The following is a 15,649-nucleotide window of genomic DNA, read 5'->3' as shown; positions in this document are numbered from 1 at the left end:
CGCACGAGGGGACACCAACACATGTCGCAGTTCACCGAGTTCGTGCAGCCTCAGATGGGCCGGATCTTCACCGCCCTGGGGCTGGACGTGGAGTACGTCCGGGCGGAGGGCAACACCCTCCACCACCGTGACGAGCAGGGCGCCGAGGTGCCCGTCCTGGACCTGATGGGCGGCTACGGCTCGCTGATCCTGGGCCACAACCACCCGGAGATCGTCGCCCATGCGCACGATCTGCTCGACCAGCGGCGGGCCGTGCACGCCCAGTTCTCGCTGCGGGAGGAGGCCGGCCGGCTCGGCGCCGCGCTCAGCGACGTCATCCGGCGGGAGACCTCCGGCAAGGAGCCGTACATCGCCACGTTCGGCAACAGCGGCGCCGAGGCCGTCGAGGCGGCCGTCAAGCACGCCGAGCTGGTCCGGGTCCGGGCCGTCACGGAGCTCGCCGACACCGTCGCCGCCCATGTGGAGCGGGCCCGGGAGGCGGTCGGCCGGGGCGAGGCCGTCGTCGACGAGGACGCCTTCCGCGCCGCGGCGGTGCGGGAGCGGGCGCCGGAGGGCGGCGGGATCGAGGCGCTGCTGGCGGCGGTCGGGGCGCACAACGCGGCGGCGCTGGCCACCCGGCCGCTGTTCCTGGCGCTGGAGCGGTCCTTCCACGGCAAGCTCGTCGGCAGCGTCCAGCTGACGTACAACAGCGGCTTCCGGGCGCCGTTCGCGCACCTCGGGACGCGGGTGCGGTTCGTGCCGATGGACCGGCCCGAGCTGCTGGACGAGATCGCCGACGAGGAGCGGGTGACGCTGCTCGACGTGGAGACCGACGGCGGGCGGGTCCGGGTCGTCGAGCGGGACCTGCCGGTGATCACCGCGTTCCTGGTGGAGCCGGTGCAGGGCGAGGGCGGCATCCACGCGCTGACCGTCGAACAGGGCCGGGCCATCCGGCTGTTCTGCAACAAGGTCGGCACCGCGCTGATCATCGACGAGGTGCAGAGCGGCCTGGGCCGCTGCGGCGCGTTCCTGGCCAGCTCGCTGATCGGGCTGCGCGGCGACTACTACACGCTGTCCAAGTCGCTCGGCGGCGGCCTCGCCAAGATCTCCGCGATGCTGGTCCGCGCGTCGCTCTACCAGGGCGAGTTCGACATCATCCACAGTTCCACGTTCGCCATGGACGACTTCTCGTCGGCGATCGCCCGGAAGGTCGTCGAGCTGCTGGAGGCCGACGACGGGCAGCTCTACCGGCAGGTCACCGAGCGCGGCGAGCAGCTCACCGCGATGCTGGGCGAGCTGAAGGCCGCCTACCCCGACGTCATCGAGGACGTCCGCGGCAAGGGCCTGTTCGTCGGTGTGCAGCTGCGCGACCAGGGCGGGGCCCGCTCGATGGTGCTGCGCGGCAGCGCCTACACCGGGTCGTTGGGCTATCTGCTCTCCGGCTACCTGCTGCGGCAGGAACGCATCCGCATCGCGCCGACCGGCAGCGCCGGCAACGTGCTGCGCATCCAGCCGTCCGCGTACCTCACCGACGAGGAGATCGAGCAGCTGCGCGGGGCGCTGGACCGGCTCTGCCGCATCCTGCGGTACGAGGACACGCTGCACCTGGTGCACCCGGCCAGCGACCGCCGGATCGCCAAGCCGCGCGCCGAGATCCGGGACTTCCGGGGCGCGCTGCCCGGCTACGAGCAGGGCGCGCCGCGGCCGGTGACCGGGCCGGTGCGCAAGGTCGCGTTCCTCAACCACCTCATCGAACCCGCCCATCTGCGGCAGGTCGACCCGGCGCTGGCCGACCTGAGCGACGCCGCGCTGCGCTCGTTCGTGCTGGGCATGGACCCGGTCAAGAAGGCCGCGCCCTACCCCGGCGTACGGATCGACTCGCCGCTGGGCAGTGCCGTGGAGTTCGCCCTCTACCCGCTGATGGTGTCGTCCGAGCAGATGGGCGGCTACCTCGCCTCCGGTGATGTGGCGGGGATCCGCGCGGACATCGAGGAGCGGGTGCAGGCGGCCCGCGACGACGGCTGCACGGTGGCCGGCCTGGGCATGTACACCTCGATCGTCACGAACAACTGCACCTCGCTGCGGGTCCCGGGCATCGCGCTGACGTCCGGCAACGCGCTGACCGTGGCGATGGGCGTACAGGCGATGGAGCGGGGCGCGCGGGACCGGGGCTGGAAGGTCGAGGACGCCACGCTGGCCGTGGTCGGCGCGGCCGGCAACATCGCGTCGGTCTACAGCCAGCTGTTCGCCGAGCGGCTCGGGCGGATCGTGCTGGTCGGCAGCCGCCGCGACGGCTCCGCCCGGCGGCTGCGCAACACGGTGCACGGCATCTACCAGGAGTGCTGGTCGCGGATCGCGGCCGGCGGCGAACTGACCGGCATCCCGGCGCGGCTGGCGGAGGAGCCGCTGGTCACCAAGTGGCTGGCCGAGGGGCCGGGCGACGACGACGCCGGGCGCGGCCGGGCCATCGCCGAGTACCTTCAGGAGCGTTACGGCAGCGATCCGTTCCTGACCGTCACCCAGGACAGTGCGGCGCTGCGCGAGGCGCAGCTGGTGCTCGCCGCGTCCAACAGCCCCGAACCGTTCCTGACCGGCGAGCACTTCGCTGAGGGCGCGGTGATCTGCGACATCGCGGTGCCCAACAACGTGGTGCCGGGCGTCACCGAGCAGCGGCCGGACCTGGCGTACATGCTCGGCGGGATCGTCGCCACGCCGAACGGCGAGAGCCTGCACCCGTCGGCGCGCGCCTTCCTGGACGCCGGCCAGCTGTTCGCGTGCATGGCGGAGACCGCGCTGATGGGCCTTTCCGGCCTGGACCAGCACTACTCCTACGGGAACATCAGCCGCCAGCAGGTCATCGACATCGCGGCGCTGGCCGAGGCGCACGGGCTGCGGCTGGCCGACTACAAGAGCGCCCACTCGGTCTGAGACCGGACCTCACCCACGTGCGAGAGGACATCATGGAATTCGAAGGCCAGGTGGCGCTGGTGACCGGCGGCAGCCGGGGCATCGGCCGGGCCATCGCCCTGAAACTGGCGGAGGGCGGCTCGGACATCGCGCTCAACTACCGCAGCGCGACCCGCGAGGCGGAGCAGGCCGCCGAGCAGATCGCCGCCCTCGGCCGCCGCGTCGAACTCTTCCAGGGGGACATCTCCGACCCCGACGTGCCGCGGTCGCTGGTCGCGGGCGTACGGGCCGCCTTCGGGCGGGTCGACGTGCTGGTCAACAACGCCGGCATCACCCGCGACGAACTGCTGGTCAACCAGAGCCTGAAGGACATCGAGCAGGTGCTGGCCACCAACCTGGTCGCGCCGATGCTCACCGTCCAGGCCGTGGCGCCCCTGATGATGCGTCAGCGCTACGGCCGGATCGTCAACATCTCCTCGTCGGCCGCCTCCAAGCCGGGCCGCGGGCAGTCCAACTACGCGGCGGCCAAGGGCGGTCTGGAGGCGTTCACCAAGGCGATGGCGGTGGAGCTCGCCTCCCGCGGGATCCTCGTCAACGCGGTCGCCCCCGGCGTCATCAACACGGAGATGACCGACGCCATCCGCAGCCACGGCGAGGACGAGATCATGCGCCGGCTGCTGGTGAAGTCCTACGCCGAGCCCGAGACCATCGCCGACGCCGTGGCGTACCTGGCAAGCCCGCGCAACACGTATGCGACGGGCGAGGTGCTCCACATCGACGGCGGCCTGAAGATGGCGTGAGGGGACGACGACCATGAGTGAGCACGCGATACCCGGAACGGCCGGGCTGCCCGGCGCGCCGGGCGACGGTCCCGCACCGGGCGAACTGGCCGGGAAGACGGCCGTGGTGACCGGCGCCGCCCAGGGCATCGGCCGGGAGACCGCGCTGCTGCTGGCGGAGGCGGGCGCCGCCCGGCTGATCCTCCTGGACCGGGACGAGGCGCAGCTGGAGACGGTCGTCAAGGAGGCCGGTGACCTGGGCGCCACCGCCGTGGCCGTCGCCGCGGACCTGCGTGACCGGGAACTGGTCCGCACCCGGCTCCGCACGGAACTGCGGGCTGCCGGCACCCTCGACATCCTCGTCAACAACGCCGGGGTGGCCGACGAGAACGGGCCCGACGACGAGGACACCTGGCTGCGGGTGCTGGACATCAACCTGCACGGCACCTTCGCGGTGACCGCCGCCTGCCTGGAATACCTCGTCGACCACGGCCGGATCGTCAATGTCTCGTCGATCCTCGGCAAGGCCGGCAAGATGCGGAACACCGCCTACTGCGCGTCCAAGCACGGCCTGATCGGCTACACCAAGGGCCTCGCCCTGGACCTCGCGGCCCGCGGCATCACGGTCAACGCCGTCCTGCCCGGCTGGATCGACACGCCCATGCTGCGCCGCGAACTCACCGCGCAGGCCGAGGAGATCGGCGCCGACCCGGCCCGGATGCTGCGCCAGGCCCGCAAGGGCATCCCGCTGCGCCGGCTGGTCGAGGCGCGGGAGGCCGCGGAGCTGATCGGGTTCCTGGTGTCCGGTCGGGCGGCCGCGATCACCGCGCAGAGCCTGACCGTCGACGGGGGTTACACCCGTGGAATGTAGCCGGTGGCTGCGCCGGCTGGGCCCGGCGCCGGCCGGGGACGGGGCGGAGCCGGCCGCCCGGGTGGTGTGCTTCCCGCACGCGGGCGGCGGCGCGGCCGTGTTCCGGCCGCTCGCCAAGGCCGTGGCGGCGGCCGCCGCGGAGGCCGGGACCGGGCCGTACGAGGTGCTGGCGGTGCGCTACCCGGGCCGCCACGACCGCCTCCACGAGGAACGCCTGGAGGACTTGCGCGAACTGGCCGGCCGGGCCTGCCGGGGGCTGCAGCCGCTCACCGGGCGGCAGCCCCTGGTCCTGCTCGGGCACAGCATGGGCGCACTGATCGCCTACGAGGTGACCCGGCTGCTGGAGCGGGCGGGCGCCGGCCGGCCGGTGCGGCTCGTCGTCTCCGGCGCCTGGGCGCCCTCCCGGGTCCGTGGCGGCACCGTGCATCTGCGGGACGACGACGGACTGATCGAGGAGATCCGGCGCACCGGTGGCACCGACCCGCGGGTGCTGGAGGACCGGGAACTGCTGGCCATGGCGCTGCCCGTGGTCCGCAGCGACTACCGGGCCGTCGAGACCTACCGGCACCGCCCCGGCCCGCCGCTCACCACCCCCGTCACCGCGCTGGTCGGGGACGCCGATCCGCTGGTGACGGTCGACGAGGCGGCCGCCTGGCGGGCGCACACCGCCGGGGACTTCCGGCTGCGGGTCTTCCCGGGCGGCGACCACTTCTACCTCACCCGGCACTGGCCCGACCTGGCGCGGGCCGTCGTCGCGGCCCCGGACCGGCAGGTGTCGGAGGGGCAGGTGTCGGAGCGGCAGCTGTCGGACCGGCAGGTGTCAGGCCGGCAGGGAGCGGTGCGGCCAGCGGGCCCGGGCCTGCTCCGGGGAGCGCAGGGTCGCGAGCGTCAGCAGGCCGCGGGCCCGGCCCGCCTCCAACAGGTCCGGTAGCGCGGGCAGCGGCGCCAGCGCCGCGATGTCGTCCAGGACGAGGGTGAGTGGTGGGTCGAGCCGGCCGGCGGATGACCGTTCGGCCATGCGGCGGCCGTGCTCGACCACGTACGCAAGGAGTGCGGTGAGCAGCGGCATCGCACCCGGGTCGGTACGCGGATCCTCGACGGGCTCGCCTACCACGTACAGCGTTCCCCCTTCGTCGATGAATGATTCGAGAAGCAGCGAATCCGCGCGCAGCGGATTGCAGGCGTCCCGGATGTGGATCGACGACAGCGCACCCAGCGCCCGCCCGACCAACTCCTTGGCGGCCTCCCGGCGTTCGGCGTGCGCGGTGAGCACCGACTCCAGCTCACCGGCCTGCCCGGCGGACGCCTGGGCGCTGGTCCGCAGGATCCGCACCGGCTCCTGCGCGCCGCCCGTGGCATGCGCCCAGCGGTGCAGCTGCCGGAATGGCCGGCCGTCCACCGCCGCGGCGTGCAGCCAGCAGCGCAGCAGCGTCTCCGCGGCGTCCGCGAGCGCCGAGTCCAGGGTGCTGGTGGGGCGTACGGGGGCGAGCAGGGCGGCCGCGCGGGCCGCCGCGGTGGCGAGGTCCTCACAACCGGCGGTGGGCGACCAGCGCATCCGGGCCGGGGTGTCGAGGCGGTGCGTGGGGTCGTAGGTCAGCAGCGGGCCGAGTTTGGCGCGGGCGTCCTTGGTCCCGTCCCACAGGGCCGGGTCCGTGGTGGCGACGATCAGCGCGCCGGGGGCGGCGGCCGCGACGGCAGCGGCGGCGGCCCGCGCGGCGGCCCGGTCGGCGGTGAACTCGACCCGGGGCAGCGCCGGTTCACCCGCCGCGGCGACGGTCCCGGGCGGACCCGGGGAGGCGGTGCGCTGCTCGGGGACCGGGCCGGGCGGGGCGGCTGCCGCCGCCTCGGCGGGCGTCTCGGCGACGGCCGGCACCTGCGGTACGGCCGCGGCTTCCGGTACGGCCGGGGTCTCCGGTACGGCCGGTACGGGCGGTGCGACGGCGGCGGGCGGGGTGGTCGAGGGGGCCGGTGCGGGCGGGCCGGCCGTCGTGACCGGCCCGGCCGGGGCGTCCTCGACGAGCCCGGCCCGCGCCGCCCTTGCCGCCGCCCGGGCCTTCGCCCGGCGGGCGGTGCGTACGGCCCGGTAGCGGGTGATCGTGCCCATCGCGAAGATCGTCAGGACGAGCAGCACCATCAGCTCGCCGATGAAGATGCCCCAGAACAGGCCGTACCCGGAGAGCTGGCCCTTGGGGGTGCCCGGCCAGGCGGCGGCCATGTCGTGCGGCGCGGACACCAGATGGCGCAGGGCCAGCGGCGTACCGGAATAGTCGACGCCGTTCGGCCAGGCGCCGTGCGCGAACAGCCCGGCCAGCCCGGTCGCCGTCCACACGAGCAGGGTCAGGCCCAGCAGGAAGGCGAGCAGCCCGACCAGCAGGGAGTCGGGGATGCCCCGGCCCCGGCCGCCGGGCCGGTCGCGGGGGTGCGGGCGGTGCGGCTCCGCGTACCACCCGTCCCGGCCGTCGTCCCGTCCGCCGTGCCGTCCGTCATAGGGCCCGTCGTCGTATCCGCGCGTCACGCCACCGTCTCGCTCGACTCGTCTCTCCACCGGCGTTCCATCGCCATCGCCTCGGCGCGGGCCTCGGCCTCCGCGTCCGCCGCCGCGTCGAGGGAGGCGCGGGTGTCGTCCGCCGGCAGCGGGGACGACTCGGTCATCGCCCGGTCGGTGTAGACCAGCGGCCGTTCGGCCTCCGTGATGAGGTGCTTGACGACCTGGACGTTGCCGTTGACGTCCCAGACCGCGATGCCGGGCGTGAGGGTCGGGATGATCTCCACGGCCCAGCGCGGCAGGCCCAGCACCCGGCCGGTGGCCCGTGCCTCGTCGGCCTTCTGCGCGTAGATGGTCCGGGTCGACGCCATCTTCAGGATCGCCGCGGCCTCCCGCGCGGCCGCGCCGTCCACCACGTCCGACAGGTGGTGGACGACCGCCACGAACGACAGGCCCAGCCGGCGGCCGAACTTCAGCAGCCGCTGGAAGAGCTGCGCCACGAACGGCGAATTGATGATGTGCCAGGCCTCCTCGACCAGGAAGATGCGTTTCTTCCGGTCCGGCCTGATCCAGGTGTGCTCCAGCCAGACGCCGACGATCGCCATCAGGATCGGCATCGCGATGGAGTTGCGGTCGATGTGCGAGAGGTCGAAGACGATCAGCGGGGCGTCCAGGTCGATGCCCGCCGACGTCGGCCCGTCGAACATGCCGCGCAGGTCACCGTCGACCAGCCGGTCCAGCACCAGCGCCACGTCCAGACCCCAGGCCCGTACGTCGTCTATGTCGACGTTCATCGCCTCGGCCGACTCGGCCTCCGGGTGCCGCAGTTGCTCGACGATGTCCGTGAGCACCGGCTGGCGGTCGGTGATCGTCTCGTTGACGTAGGCGTGGGCGACCTTGAGGGCGAAGCCGGCCCGCTCGTCGAGGCCGTGGCCCATCGCCACCTCGATGATCGTCCGCAGCAGGGCCAGCTGGCCGGTGGTGGTGATCGACGGGTCGAGCGGGTTGAGCCGGATCCCGCCGTTGAGCGCGGCGGTCGGGTCCAGCCGGATGGGAGTTATCCCCAGCTCCTGGGCGATGAGGTTCCACTCGCCGACGCCGTCCTCGCCCTGCGCGTCGAGCACCACGACCTGCCGGTCCCGGAACCTCAGCTGCCGCAGCACGTACGTCTTCTCCAGCGCGGACTTGCCGTTGCCGGACTCGCCGAGCACGAGCCAGTGCGGGGCCGGCAGCTGCTGGCCGTACAGCTGGAACGGGTCGTAGATGTAGCCCTTGCCGCTGTAGACCTCACGGCCGATGATCACGCCGGAATCGCCGAGACCGGGCGCGGCGGTGGGCAGATAGACCGCCTGGGCCTGTCCGGTGGAGGTGCGTACCGGCAGCCGTGTCGTCTCCACCTTCCCGAACAGGAAGCTGGTGAACGCCTCGGTGAGCGCTCCGAGCGGATCGAGCATGGCCATGACGTACGCGCCTCCCAGCGGCTTTAGCGGCGGATCCCGGTCGCGAACGGCAGGGTGTTGACGAACGCCCGGTGGTGCTCCCGGTCGCACCACTCCAGCTTGAGGTACGACTTGCCGGCCGAGGCCCGGATGGTCCGCTTGTCCCGGGCCAGCGCCTCCGGCGACCGGGACGAGACGGTGAGGTAGCCGACGAGGTTGACGCCGGCCGCGCCGGACGCCAGGTCCTCACCGCGCTGGTCGACGCGGCCGTGGTGGGCGACGTCCCGCGGGTCGACCACCCGGTTCATCTTCGCCGCGCGGCTCGCCTCCGCGTCGTCGTTGGTCTTCTCCGTCAGCATCCGCTCGATGGCGACCTCGGTGGGCTCCAGGTCCATGCAGACCGCGACCGTACGGATCACGTCCGGGGTGTGGACCAGCAGCGGCGCGAGGAAGTTGACGCCCACCGGGGTCAGCGGCCACTCCTTGATCCAGGCGGTGGCGTGGCACCAGGGCGCCCGGGTCGACGACTCCCGGGTCTTCGCCTGCAGGTACGTCGGCTCCATCGCGTCGAGCTCGGCCGGCCAGGCGTTGCGCTTGCTCATCGCCTGGATGTGGTCGATGGGGTGGTCCGGGTCGTACATCGAGTGCACCAGGGACGCCAGCCGGGCCTGGCCGAGCGGCTGCCGGACCCGGATGTCGGCCTCGGCGAGCCGGGCGCAGATGTCGGTCAGCTCACGGGCCATCACCACCGCGAGCCCGGCGTCCCGGTCGAGCTTCTTGCGCAGCAGCCCGCCCTGGTGCATCCGGGCGGCCCGCGCCATGGTGTGGGCCTCGGCGGCCAGTTCACGGGTGTAGTGCATACAGGCGACGAGGTACGCGCGGTGCTGCTCACTGCTGGTCGACACCATCGACTGCAGCTGGTCGTAGGAGTCCCGCAGCCACTGCGGGGAATTGCGGTCGCCCCGCTGGGCCACGTCCTTGGCGTGCGCGTCCGGGTCGGCGGGCAGGGTACGCGCCAGCATCTGCAGCCGCGTCACGAAGCCGTCCCCGTTGGCCACGTGCTTCAGCAGCGTCCCGAACCGGTCGACCAGCGCCTCCTGGTCCTCGCTGTCCCGCAGCCCGACGCCCGGCCCCTCGATCTCGATCGCGGCGGTGACGGTCCGCCGGTCGGCGTGCAGCAGCACCGCGATCTCGTCCGGGCCGAACGGTGCGCTGAGCCAGTTGATCCGGCCGATGCCCGGCGGCGGGCCGATCTCCACCTCGCGGCCGTCCAGCCGGGTGCCGGCCTCCGCCGCGCCCGAACGGTAGACCGCGCCGCCCTTGCGGACCGTGCGGCGGAAACTGCGCCGGATCTCGAACCACCGGTAGAACGTGCGGCCCTTGTACGGAACGTAGACGGCGGCCAGGCCCAGCATCGGAAAGCCGGTGAGGCTGACGATCCGCAGCGGCAGGCTCGGCACCAGCAGGCCGCACATCATGCCGAGGAACGCGCCCGCGATGATCAGCGCGATCTCGCCGGTCTCGCGGTTCTTGCCGACGATCGCGTTCGGCCGGGCGCGGCCGATGAGATAGGTGCGTCGTGGTGTGATCGGATGGGACTGCGTGCTCAACGCCCCTCACCTCCTGCTGTCTTGCCGGTGCGGGCGCTGCTGCTCGGGTCGGGGCCGGGGTTCGTACGGGGAGCGGGCGCGGCGGGGGACGGGGCACGGCCGCCGCCGCTGCGGGAGCTGTGCGCGGCGACGCCGCCGGAGACCGCGTCGGCCGGCCGGGACTGGCCGCCCTGCGCGCCCTGCGGCTGGCCGCCGCCGTCGCCGCCGGAGCGGCGGGTGCTGTGCGTCTTGATGCCCTGCGAGACCAGCGCGGCGGGGGAGCTGAGCACCGCGGCGGCGGCGTTCTCCGCGCCCCGGCTCATCCGGTTGTTCCGCGAGGCGGCGATCTCGTCGCCGAACCCCGGGACGAAGCGGTAGATCACCGCGCTGGCGAAGATCGCCAGCAGGATGATGGCGAGGCCGGACACCACCGCCGAGATGGCGTTGGGGCCCTTGTCGCCGGAGAGCGCCCCGGCGATGCCCAGCACGATCACGATGACCGGTTTCACCATGATCACCGCGATCATGATGCCGGCCCAGCGGCGCACATGGCCCCACATGTTCTTGTCGACCAGCCCGGCGTACACCACCGTCCCGAGCAGCGCCCCGACGTACAGCAGCGCGGCCCGGATCACCAGCTCCAGCCACAGCACACCGGCGGCCAGCACGGAGACCAGGCTGACCACGATCAGCATGATCGGCCCGCCGCCGATGTCGGTGCCCTTCGTCAGCGCCTGCGAGAACGACCCGAAGAACGTGTCGGTCTGCGCGCCCGTGCCCTTGGCGATGATCGCGGTGACCCCGTCCGTCGCCGACACGACGGTGTAAAGGATCAACGGCGTGAACGCCGACGCCAGCACGGTCAGCCACAGGAACCCGACCGCCTCACTGATCGCCTCCGTCAGCCGCACCCCCCGCACCGCCCGCTTGGCCACGGCGAGCAGCCACAGCACCAGCGTGAGCACGGTCGACGCGGCGAACACGACGGCGTACTGCCGCAGAAACGCCGCGTTGGTGAAGTCCACCTGCGAAGTGGCATTCACGGCACCGGACAGCTTGTTCACAATCCAGGCGGCGGCTTTGGCACAGCCTTTGGCGAGGGATTCGAGGGGGTCCAGGGGGTTGTTGTCGAACGGGCTGGGAGGGGTCGTGTCCCCTCCGGATTGGTTGCCCTCTTTACAGGAATGTACGAATGGACCACTGAGGAGGTCACACTTCTTGTCACCCGGTCCCGGTGATGGAGCTGCCATGGCCCGCGTAGCCAGGGTGAGCGCAATTGCTTGGACGCTCGCGAGCGCGGCGGCGACTGAGATCGCACGGCGATGCTTGGGCTTACCGGGCATAGGTGAAACCTCCATAGCCTTGGACGGCCTTGGTCATGTCCTCAGCCGATGCGGCAGCTTGGTCGCGTCCGATCGGAGCGGGGCCGTCCTTCTGCGTGGAGTTGGTGACCTTCCAGTCCCCGCCCGTCCACTTCATGTCGAATGTGTTGGTGAGCCAGCTCTCCGTCACGGGATTCCGCGACTGCGGACCGGCCAGTCCGAAGAGGGCGGAATACCAGACCGAAACCTTCGCCGTGTCGCCCTTGAACGATTCGACCTTTGCGCCGACCGGGGTCGCACGGGAGACGAACGTCATGCCCTTCGGGGCGGTCCCGTCCGGCTTGAGGCCTACCCGTCCGAGGGATGCGGCATCGGTGTACCCCTTGTCGAGGATCTTCTGGCGCGATGCTGCCACGGAGGGGGCGAATACGGCCCGAACGATCTCCTGCCGCCTGGCGGCGTTGTACATCCCGTCGCTGCTCAGCGCCACCACATAGTTCGCCGCCGCCGACTGTGCCCCCTGTTCCGTCTTGGGGAAGCCCGTGGCGATGCCGCCGTTCTTCGTGGTGACGGGTTTGGTGCCGGTGGGGGAGGTGGGGCGGGCGGGGCCGGGGGCGTTCTTGGGGGAGTCGCCAGAGGTGTCGGACCCGGTGCTGCCGCTGCCGCCGCGGTTGGCGAAGGCGATGGCCGCGAGGAGCAGGACGATCACGCCGACGACCGTGATGAGGTTGCGGCTGGACGGCCCGTTCCGGGGCCTGCGCCCCGGGCCGTAGGGGTCGCCGCCGCTGTCGGGAAGTCTGGTGCGGGTCTGGCCCGTCTCGGGGCCGCGGTGGCCGTCGCCGCCGTAGCCTCCGTCGTCGCTGAGACTCATCGCCCCTGTGCCCCCTCTGTCTTGACCGCCGTCGCCGTCCGTGCCGTCGTTGTGCCGCCCACATATGACCGTAGCCGCGCGGGCGGCAGCTCGGGCGCGGGGATACGAGTACATCTCACGGTGACGGTTCCTCAGATGCGGTGCCGCAGGGGCGAATGGGGGACTGTGGGTTATTTGTACTCATCCGCCTCGCTCCGCGTCGGCCGTCGCCCTCTTGCGCCCTTTCGCGCCTTCCTTCCCCCGGATCCACCTGTCCCCGTCCGGCGGGCAGCCCAATCGGCCCGCTGGTGGCGGGGATGCGAAGGGCGCGCGGCGGGCCCGGCGGGCCGGGGTGAGTGGGCGTCAGCATGGGGCCTTCGCAGGGGAGGTGCGGCCGGGTGGAAGCGGGCGGTGGCACGGGACGGCGGTGAGAGGACGGACGGGGGCGCAGGGGGAGCGGCGCGGGGACGGACGCCGGCCCCGGTGCGCCCAGTGCCGGAGGGCCGGGAGGGCCCGGTGGAGCGGGGGAGCGGGAAGGTCGGAGGGCCGGGACGGTCGGAGGGGGCCGGGAGGGGCGGTGCGGGGGCGGGCGTCGGCCCGGTTGGCCTATCGCCCCCGCCCCGGGCTGGTCCCCGGCTTGTCCCTGACTCTGCCCCCGGCTTCCCCTGGCTGCCCCGACCTCGACCTGGCCGCCCCCTGCCCCTGCTCCGCCCCCTACACCGCCATCCCGTACACGATGGTGAACAGGGTCCCCAGGGAGCCGATGATGAAGACGCCGGTCAGGCCGGCGACGATGAGGCCCTTGCCCTGTTCGGCGCTGAAGGTGTCGCGCAGCGCGGTGGCGCCGATGCGCTGTTTGGCGGCGCCCCAGATCGCGATGCCGAGGCACAGCAGGATCGCCACCGCCATGACCACTTCGACCATCACGCGGGCCTCGTTGCCCAGGCTTCCGAACGGGCCCCAGTCCGGGGCGATTCCGCCGATGATGGTGGTGATGTCGCCCTTTTCGGCCGCAAGGAACATGTGTGACATCGGTGCCATGTGTGAACTCACCGCCCCTTATGGGTCGTTGATGATGCCGTCGCGCCGGCCGACGCAGGTCGGCGCGCTGTCGCCCTCTATCTTCGCTGACAAAGACGCCGTCAGAAGTCGACTTGACGCCTTTCTTCGACGGATCCCATGGGGGTGGCGTGTACGTGCGGGTGCGGGCCACCCATTGAGCCGACGGGTCTCACTGTGTGTATCACGGGGGATAACCGTGAGCAATGATCATCGGTGCGGCGGGGAGGGGCTCAGGCGTGCGGGTCGGGGACCGGGGCGGCGCGCCCCCTGCGCCGCCGGTGTGCCGCCGGTGTGACGCGCGACGCGCAGCGCGCGGCCGGAAAAAGGCAGTGAACCGCGCCTGAATGGGGGAGGGTTGGGGGGTGCGGAAATTCTGGGTTGCCGGTGGGCTCGGGACGGGGCTGGTGCTCCTGCTCGGGCTGCTCGTGATCGGTACGTACGTGGCGGCGGCCGGACTGGCCGGGGTCGGCGGGCGGGCGCTCGGGCTGGCCAAGGGCGCGGTGCCGGCCGCGTACCAGGACCTGGTGCAGAAGTGGGGCACGCTCTGCCCGGCCATAAGCCCCGCGCTGCTGGCGGCGCAGCTCTATCAGGAGAGCGGGTGGAATCCCAAGGCGCAGAGCCCGGCGGCCGCCCAGGGCATGGCGCAGTTCATCCCCGCCACCTGGCAGACGCACGGGATCGACGGGAACGGCGACGGCAGGAAGGACGTCTGGGACCCGGAGGACGCGATCCCGTCGGCCGCCTCGTACGACTGTGAGCTGGCCAGCTATGTGAAGAAGGCGCCGGGCGACGCCACCCACAACATGCTCGCCGCCTACAACGCCGGCGCGTACCGCGTCATCCAGTACAACGGCGTCCCGCCGTACCGCGAGACCCAGAACTACGTGAAGACCATCACGACCCTGGCCAAGAGCTTCGAGGCGCCGCGCGGGCCGGTGGCGCCGTCCCGGCAGGCCGCCGGGGCCATCTACTACGCCCAGGACAAGCTCGGCCGGCCGTATCTGTGGGGCGGGACGGGAACGGCCTCGCAGGGCGGGCGGTTCGACTGCTCGGGGCTCACCCAGGCCGCGTACCACTCGGTGGGCATCGAGCTGCCGCGGGTGGCGAACGACCAGTGGAACGCCGGGCCCCACCCCAAGCGCAGCGAGCTGCTCCCGGGGGACCTGGTGTTCTTCGCGTACGACCTGAACGATCCGCGTTCGATCCACCATGTGGGGATCTACGTCGGCGGGGGGTACATGATCAACGCGCCGTACACCGGGGCGGTGATCCGGTTCGACAAGATCGACACACCGGACTACATCGGGGCGACCCGTGTCACCTCGGATGGCGCAAAAGCGCTCCCCGCTGCGAACGCTGCGTGAACATAGGGCCCTGAACTGCAGTGATGAGTCAAGCTTCGATAACGTCCTGGTGATCATCCGGTGGAGAGTGGAACGCCCGGGGCGGACGTCACGTTTCCTAGGCGTGGGGACGTAGCAGCTCGCAGCAGCACACGCTCGACGACCACGGGGGTTGGCAGCACACGGACGGCGCACGCGCGCGCGAAAGATAAGGGGCCGCGGTAGATGGCTGGACTCGCATTCGAGGGGCCGAACCCCGACGTCGACGTGCTCGACGGCATCAACGGCCTCGCGAAGGACGCGCCCCACTGGGTCAACAAGGCCATGGAGTACATCGGCGAGTACGGCATCATCGCCGCCCTCGCGGTGCTGTGCCTGATCGCCTGGTGGTCCGTGCGCCGCCGACCGGGTGCCGCCGGCGCCGTCGCCGGCCTGGTGTGGGCCCCACTGGCGGCCGGCATCGCGCTGCTGGCCAACATCCCGATCCGTGAGTTCGTCGAGCGGCCCCGGCCGTTCAAGGACCACGCCGGGCTGGCGGTGCTGATCCCCGGCAAGAGCGACTTCTCGTTCGTCAGCGACCACGCCACGCTGACCATGGCGGTCGGTGTCGGACTGTTCATCGCGCACCGCGCCTACGGCCTGATCGGCATCGCGCTGGCGCTCGCGGAGGGCTTCTGCCGCGTCTACATGGGCGTGCACTACCCCACCGACGTGATCGGCGGCTTCGCGCTGGGTACCGCCGTCGCCCTGCTGCTCGCGCCGCTCGCCCAGGCGCTGCTGGTGCCGCTCGCCACCGCGATCGGCCGCTCGAAGGTGTACTGGCTGGTCCGGGCGCCGGGGGTGCCGGCGGACGGCCGTCCGGGCCAGGACGGCGAGGGCAGCCGGGTGGTCGCCACCGGACCGGCACTGCCGCGCGGCACCGAGGAGCGGGACAAGGACCTGGCGGCCTGACGGAGGGCCCACCGGCCCGCCTCCCCCGGGGCACGAGGCGGGGGAACGAATACCTGGCGGATGCGGACGGCC

General features: G+C 72.3%; 12 protein-coding genes. 6 read left to right on the top strand and 6 right to left on the bottom strand.

What is annotated here, in order from left to right; genetic code table 11:
• Window positions 1–21: 21 nt before the first annotated feature.
• Genes ACFV1J_RS26890 through ACFV1J_RS26875 form a run of 4 tightly spaced genes read left to right on the top strand, consistent with a single transcriptional unit; the run spans window position 22 to window position 5,467 of the window.
• On the top strand, window positions 22–2,907 hold the full coding sequence (locus tag ACFV1J_RS26890; protein ID WP_385862148.1) for an aminotransferase class III-fold pyridoxal phosphate-dependent enzyme: 2,886 nt from the start codon (window positions 22–24) through the stop codon (window positions 2,905–2,907).
• A gap of 32 nt (window positions 2,908–2,939) precedes the next feature.
• Window positions 2,940–3,686: a 3-oxoacyl-ACP reductase family protein gene (locus ACFV1J_RS26885; protein WP_385862146.1), complete on the top strand. Its 747-nt coding sequence runs from the start codon at window positions 2,940–2,942 to the stop codon at window positions 3,684–3,686.
• Window positions 3,687–3,699: 13 nt separating this feature from the next.
• A complete protein-coding gene (locus ACFV1J_RS26880; protein WP_385862144.1) occupies window positions 3,700–4,536 on the top strand; it encodes an SDR family NAD(P)-dependent oxidoreductase in 837 nt (278 codons plus the stop codon).
• A complete protein-coding gene (locus ACFV1J_RS26875; RefSeq protein WP_385862142.1) occupies window positions 4,526–5,467 on the top strand; it encodes a thioesterase II family protein in 942 nt (313 codons plus the stop codon). Before ACFV1J_RS26880 ends, ACFV1J_RS26875 begins: the two co-directional genes overlap by 11 nt.
• On the opposite strand, the gene ACFV1J_RS26870 is transcribed toward ACFV1J_RS26875, so the two are convergent.
• The 6 genes from ACFV1J_RS26870 to ACFV1J_RS26845 all read right to left on the bottom strand — a co-directional run bounded on the left by ACFV1J_RS26870 (window position 5,357) and on the right by ACFV1J_RS26845 (window position 13,244).
• Complete coding sequence (locus ACFV1J_RS26870; protein ID WP_385862140.1) at window positions 5,357–7,051, bottom strand: type VI secretion protein; 1,695 nt, start codon at window positions 7,049–7,051, stop codon at window positions 5,357–5,359. The genes ACFV1J_RS26875 and ACFV1J_RS26870 overlap by 111 nt on opposite strands.
• Window positions 7,048–8,475 (bottom strand): ATP-binding protein, encoded by a 1,428-nt coding sequence (locus ACFV1J_RS26865; RefSeq protein ID WP_385862178.1) that lies wholly within the window; start codon window positions 8,473–8,475, stop codon window positions 7,048–7,050. Before ACFV1J_RS26865 ends, ACFV1J_RS26870 begins: the two co-directional genes overlap by 4 nt.
• Window positions 8,476–8,504: 29 nt before the next feature.
• Window positions 8,505–10,070, bottom strand: a complete 1,566-nt coding sequence (locus tag ACFV1J_RS26860; protein WP_385862139.1) for an SCO6880 family protein — start codon at window positions 10,068–10,070, stop codon at window positions 8,505–8,507.
• Window positions 10,067–11,392: a hypothetical protein gene (locus ACFV1J_RS26855; RefSeq protein WP_385862138.1), complete on the bottom strand. Its 1,326-nt coding sequence runs from the start codon at window positions 11,390–11,392 to the stop codon at window positions 10,067–10,069. The genes ACFV1J_RS26860 and ACFV1J_RS26855 overlap by 4 nt, the downstream gene beginning before the upstream one ends.
• Window positions 11,382–12,242, bottom strand: a complete 861-nt coding sequence (locus ACFV1J_RS26850; RefSeq protein WP_385862136.1) for a hypothetical protein — start codon at window positions 12,240–12,242, stop codon at window positions 11,382–11,384. Before ACFV1J_RS26850 ends, ACFV1J_RS26855 begins: the two co-directional genes overlap by 11 nt.
• A 693-nt stretch (window positions 12,243–12,935) precedes the next feature.
• A complete protein-coding gene (locus tag ACFV1J_RS26845; RefSeq protein ID WP_046930918.1) occupies window positions 12,936–13,244 on the bottom strand; it encodes a hypothetical protein in 309 nt (102 codons plus the stop codon).
• Between the two features lie 401 nt (window positions 13,245–13,645).
• Between ACFV1J_RS26845 and ACFV1J_RS26840 the strand changes: the two genes are divergently transcribed.
• Window positions 13,646–14,647: an NlpC/P60 family protein gene (locus ACFV1J_RS26840; protein ID WP_385862135.1), complete on the top strand. Its 1,002-nt coding sequence runs from the start codon at window positions 13,646–13,648 to the stop codon at window positions 14,645–14,647.
• Between the two features lie 204 nt (window positions 14,648–14,851).
• On the top strand, window positions 14,852–15,577 hold the full coding sequence (locus ACFV1J_RS26835; RefSeq protein ID WP_385862133.1) for a phosphatase PAP2 family protein: 726 nt from the start codon (window positions 14,852–14,854) through the stop codon (window positions 15,575–15,577).
• The last annotated feature ends 72 nt before the right edge of the window (window positions 15,578–15,649 follow it).

The organism is Streptomyces sp. NPDC059649, from assembly GCF_042734445.1.
In the GTDB taxonomy this organism is placed as follows: Bacteria; Actinomycetota; Actinomycetes; order Streptomycetales; family Streptomycetaceae; genus Streptomyces.
This window is presented reverse-complemented; position numbering and strand designations above follow the sequence as displayed.

Bases quoted from the DNA above. Each gene is read 5' to 3' on its own strand.
- ACFV1J_RS26845 (WP_046930918.1), bottom strand. From the start codon at position 13,244: ATGTTCCTTGCGGCCGAAAAGGGCGACATCACCACCATCATCGGCGGA.
- ACFV1J_RS26880 (WP_385862144.1), top strand. From the start codon at position 3,700: ATGAGTGAGCACGCGATACCCGGAACGGCCGGGCTGCCCGGCGCGCCG.
- ACFV1J_RS26835 (WP_385862133.1), top strand. From the start codon at position 14,852: ATGGCTGGACTCGCATTCGAGGGGCCGAACCCCGACGTCGACGTGCTC.
- ACFV1J_RS26855 (WP_385862138.1), bottom strand. From the start codon at position 11,392: ATGCCCGGTAAGCCCAAGCATCGCCGTGCGATCTCAGTCGCCGCCGCG.
- ACFV1J_RS26890 (WP_385862148.1), top strand. From the start codon at position 22: ATGTCGCAGTTCACCGAGTTCGTGCAGCCTCAGATGGGCCGGATCTTC.
- ACFV1J_RS26885 (WP_385862146.1), top strand. From the start codon at position 2,940: ATGGAATTCGAAGGCCAGGTGGCGCTGGTGACCGGCGGCAGCCGGGGC.
- ACFV1J_RS26865 (WP_385862178.1), bottom strand. From the start codon at position 8,475: ATGCTCGATCCGCTCGGAGCGCTCACCGAGGCGTTCACCAGCTTCCTG.
- ACFV1J_RS26850 (WP_385862136.1), bottom strand. From the start codon at position 12,242: ATGAGTCTCAGCGACGACGGAGGCTACGGCGGCGACGGCCACCGCGGC.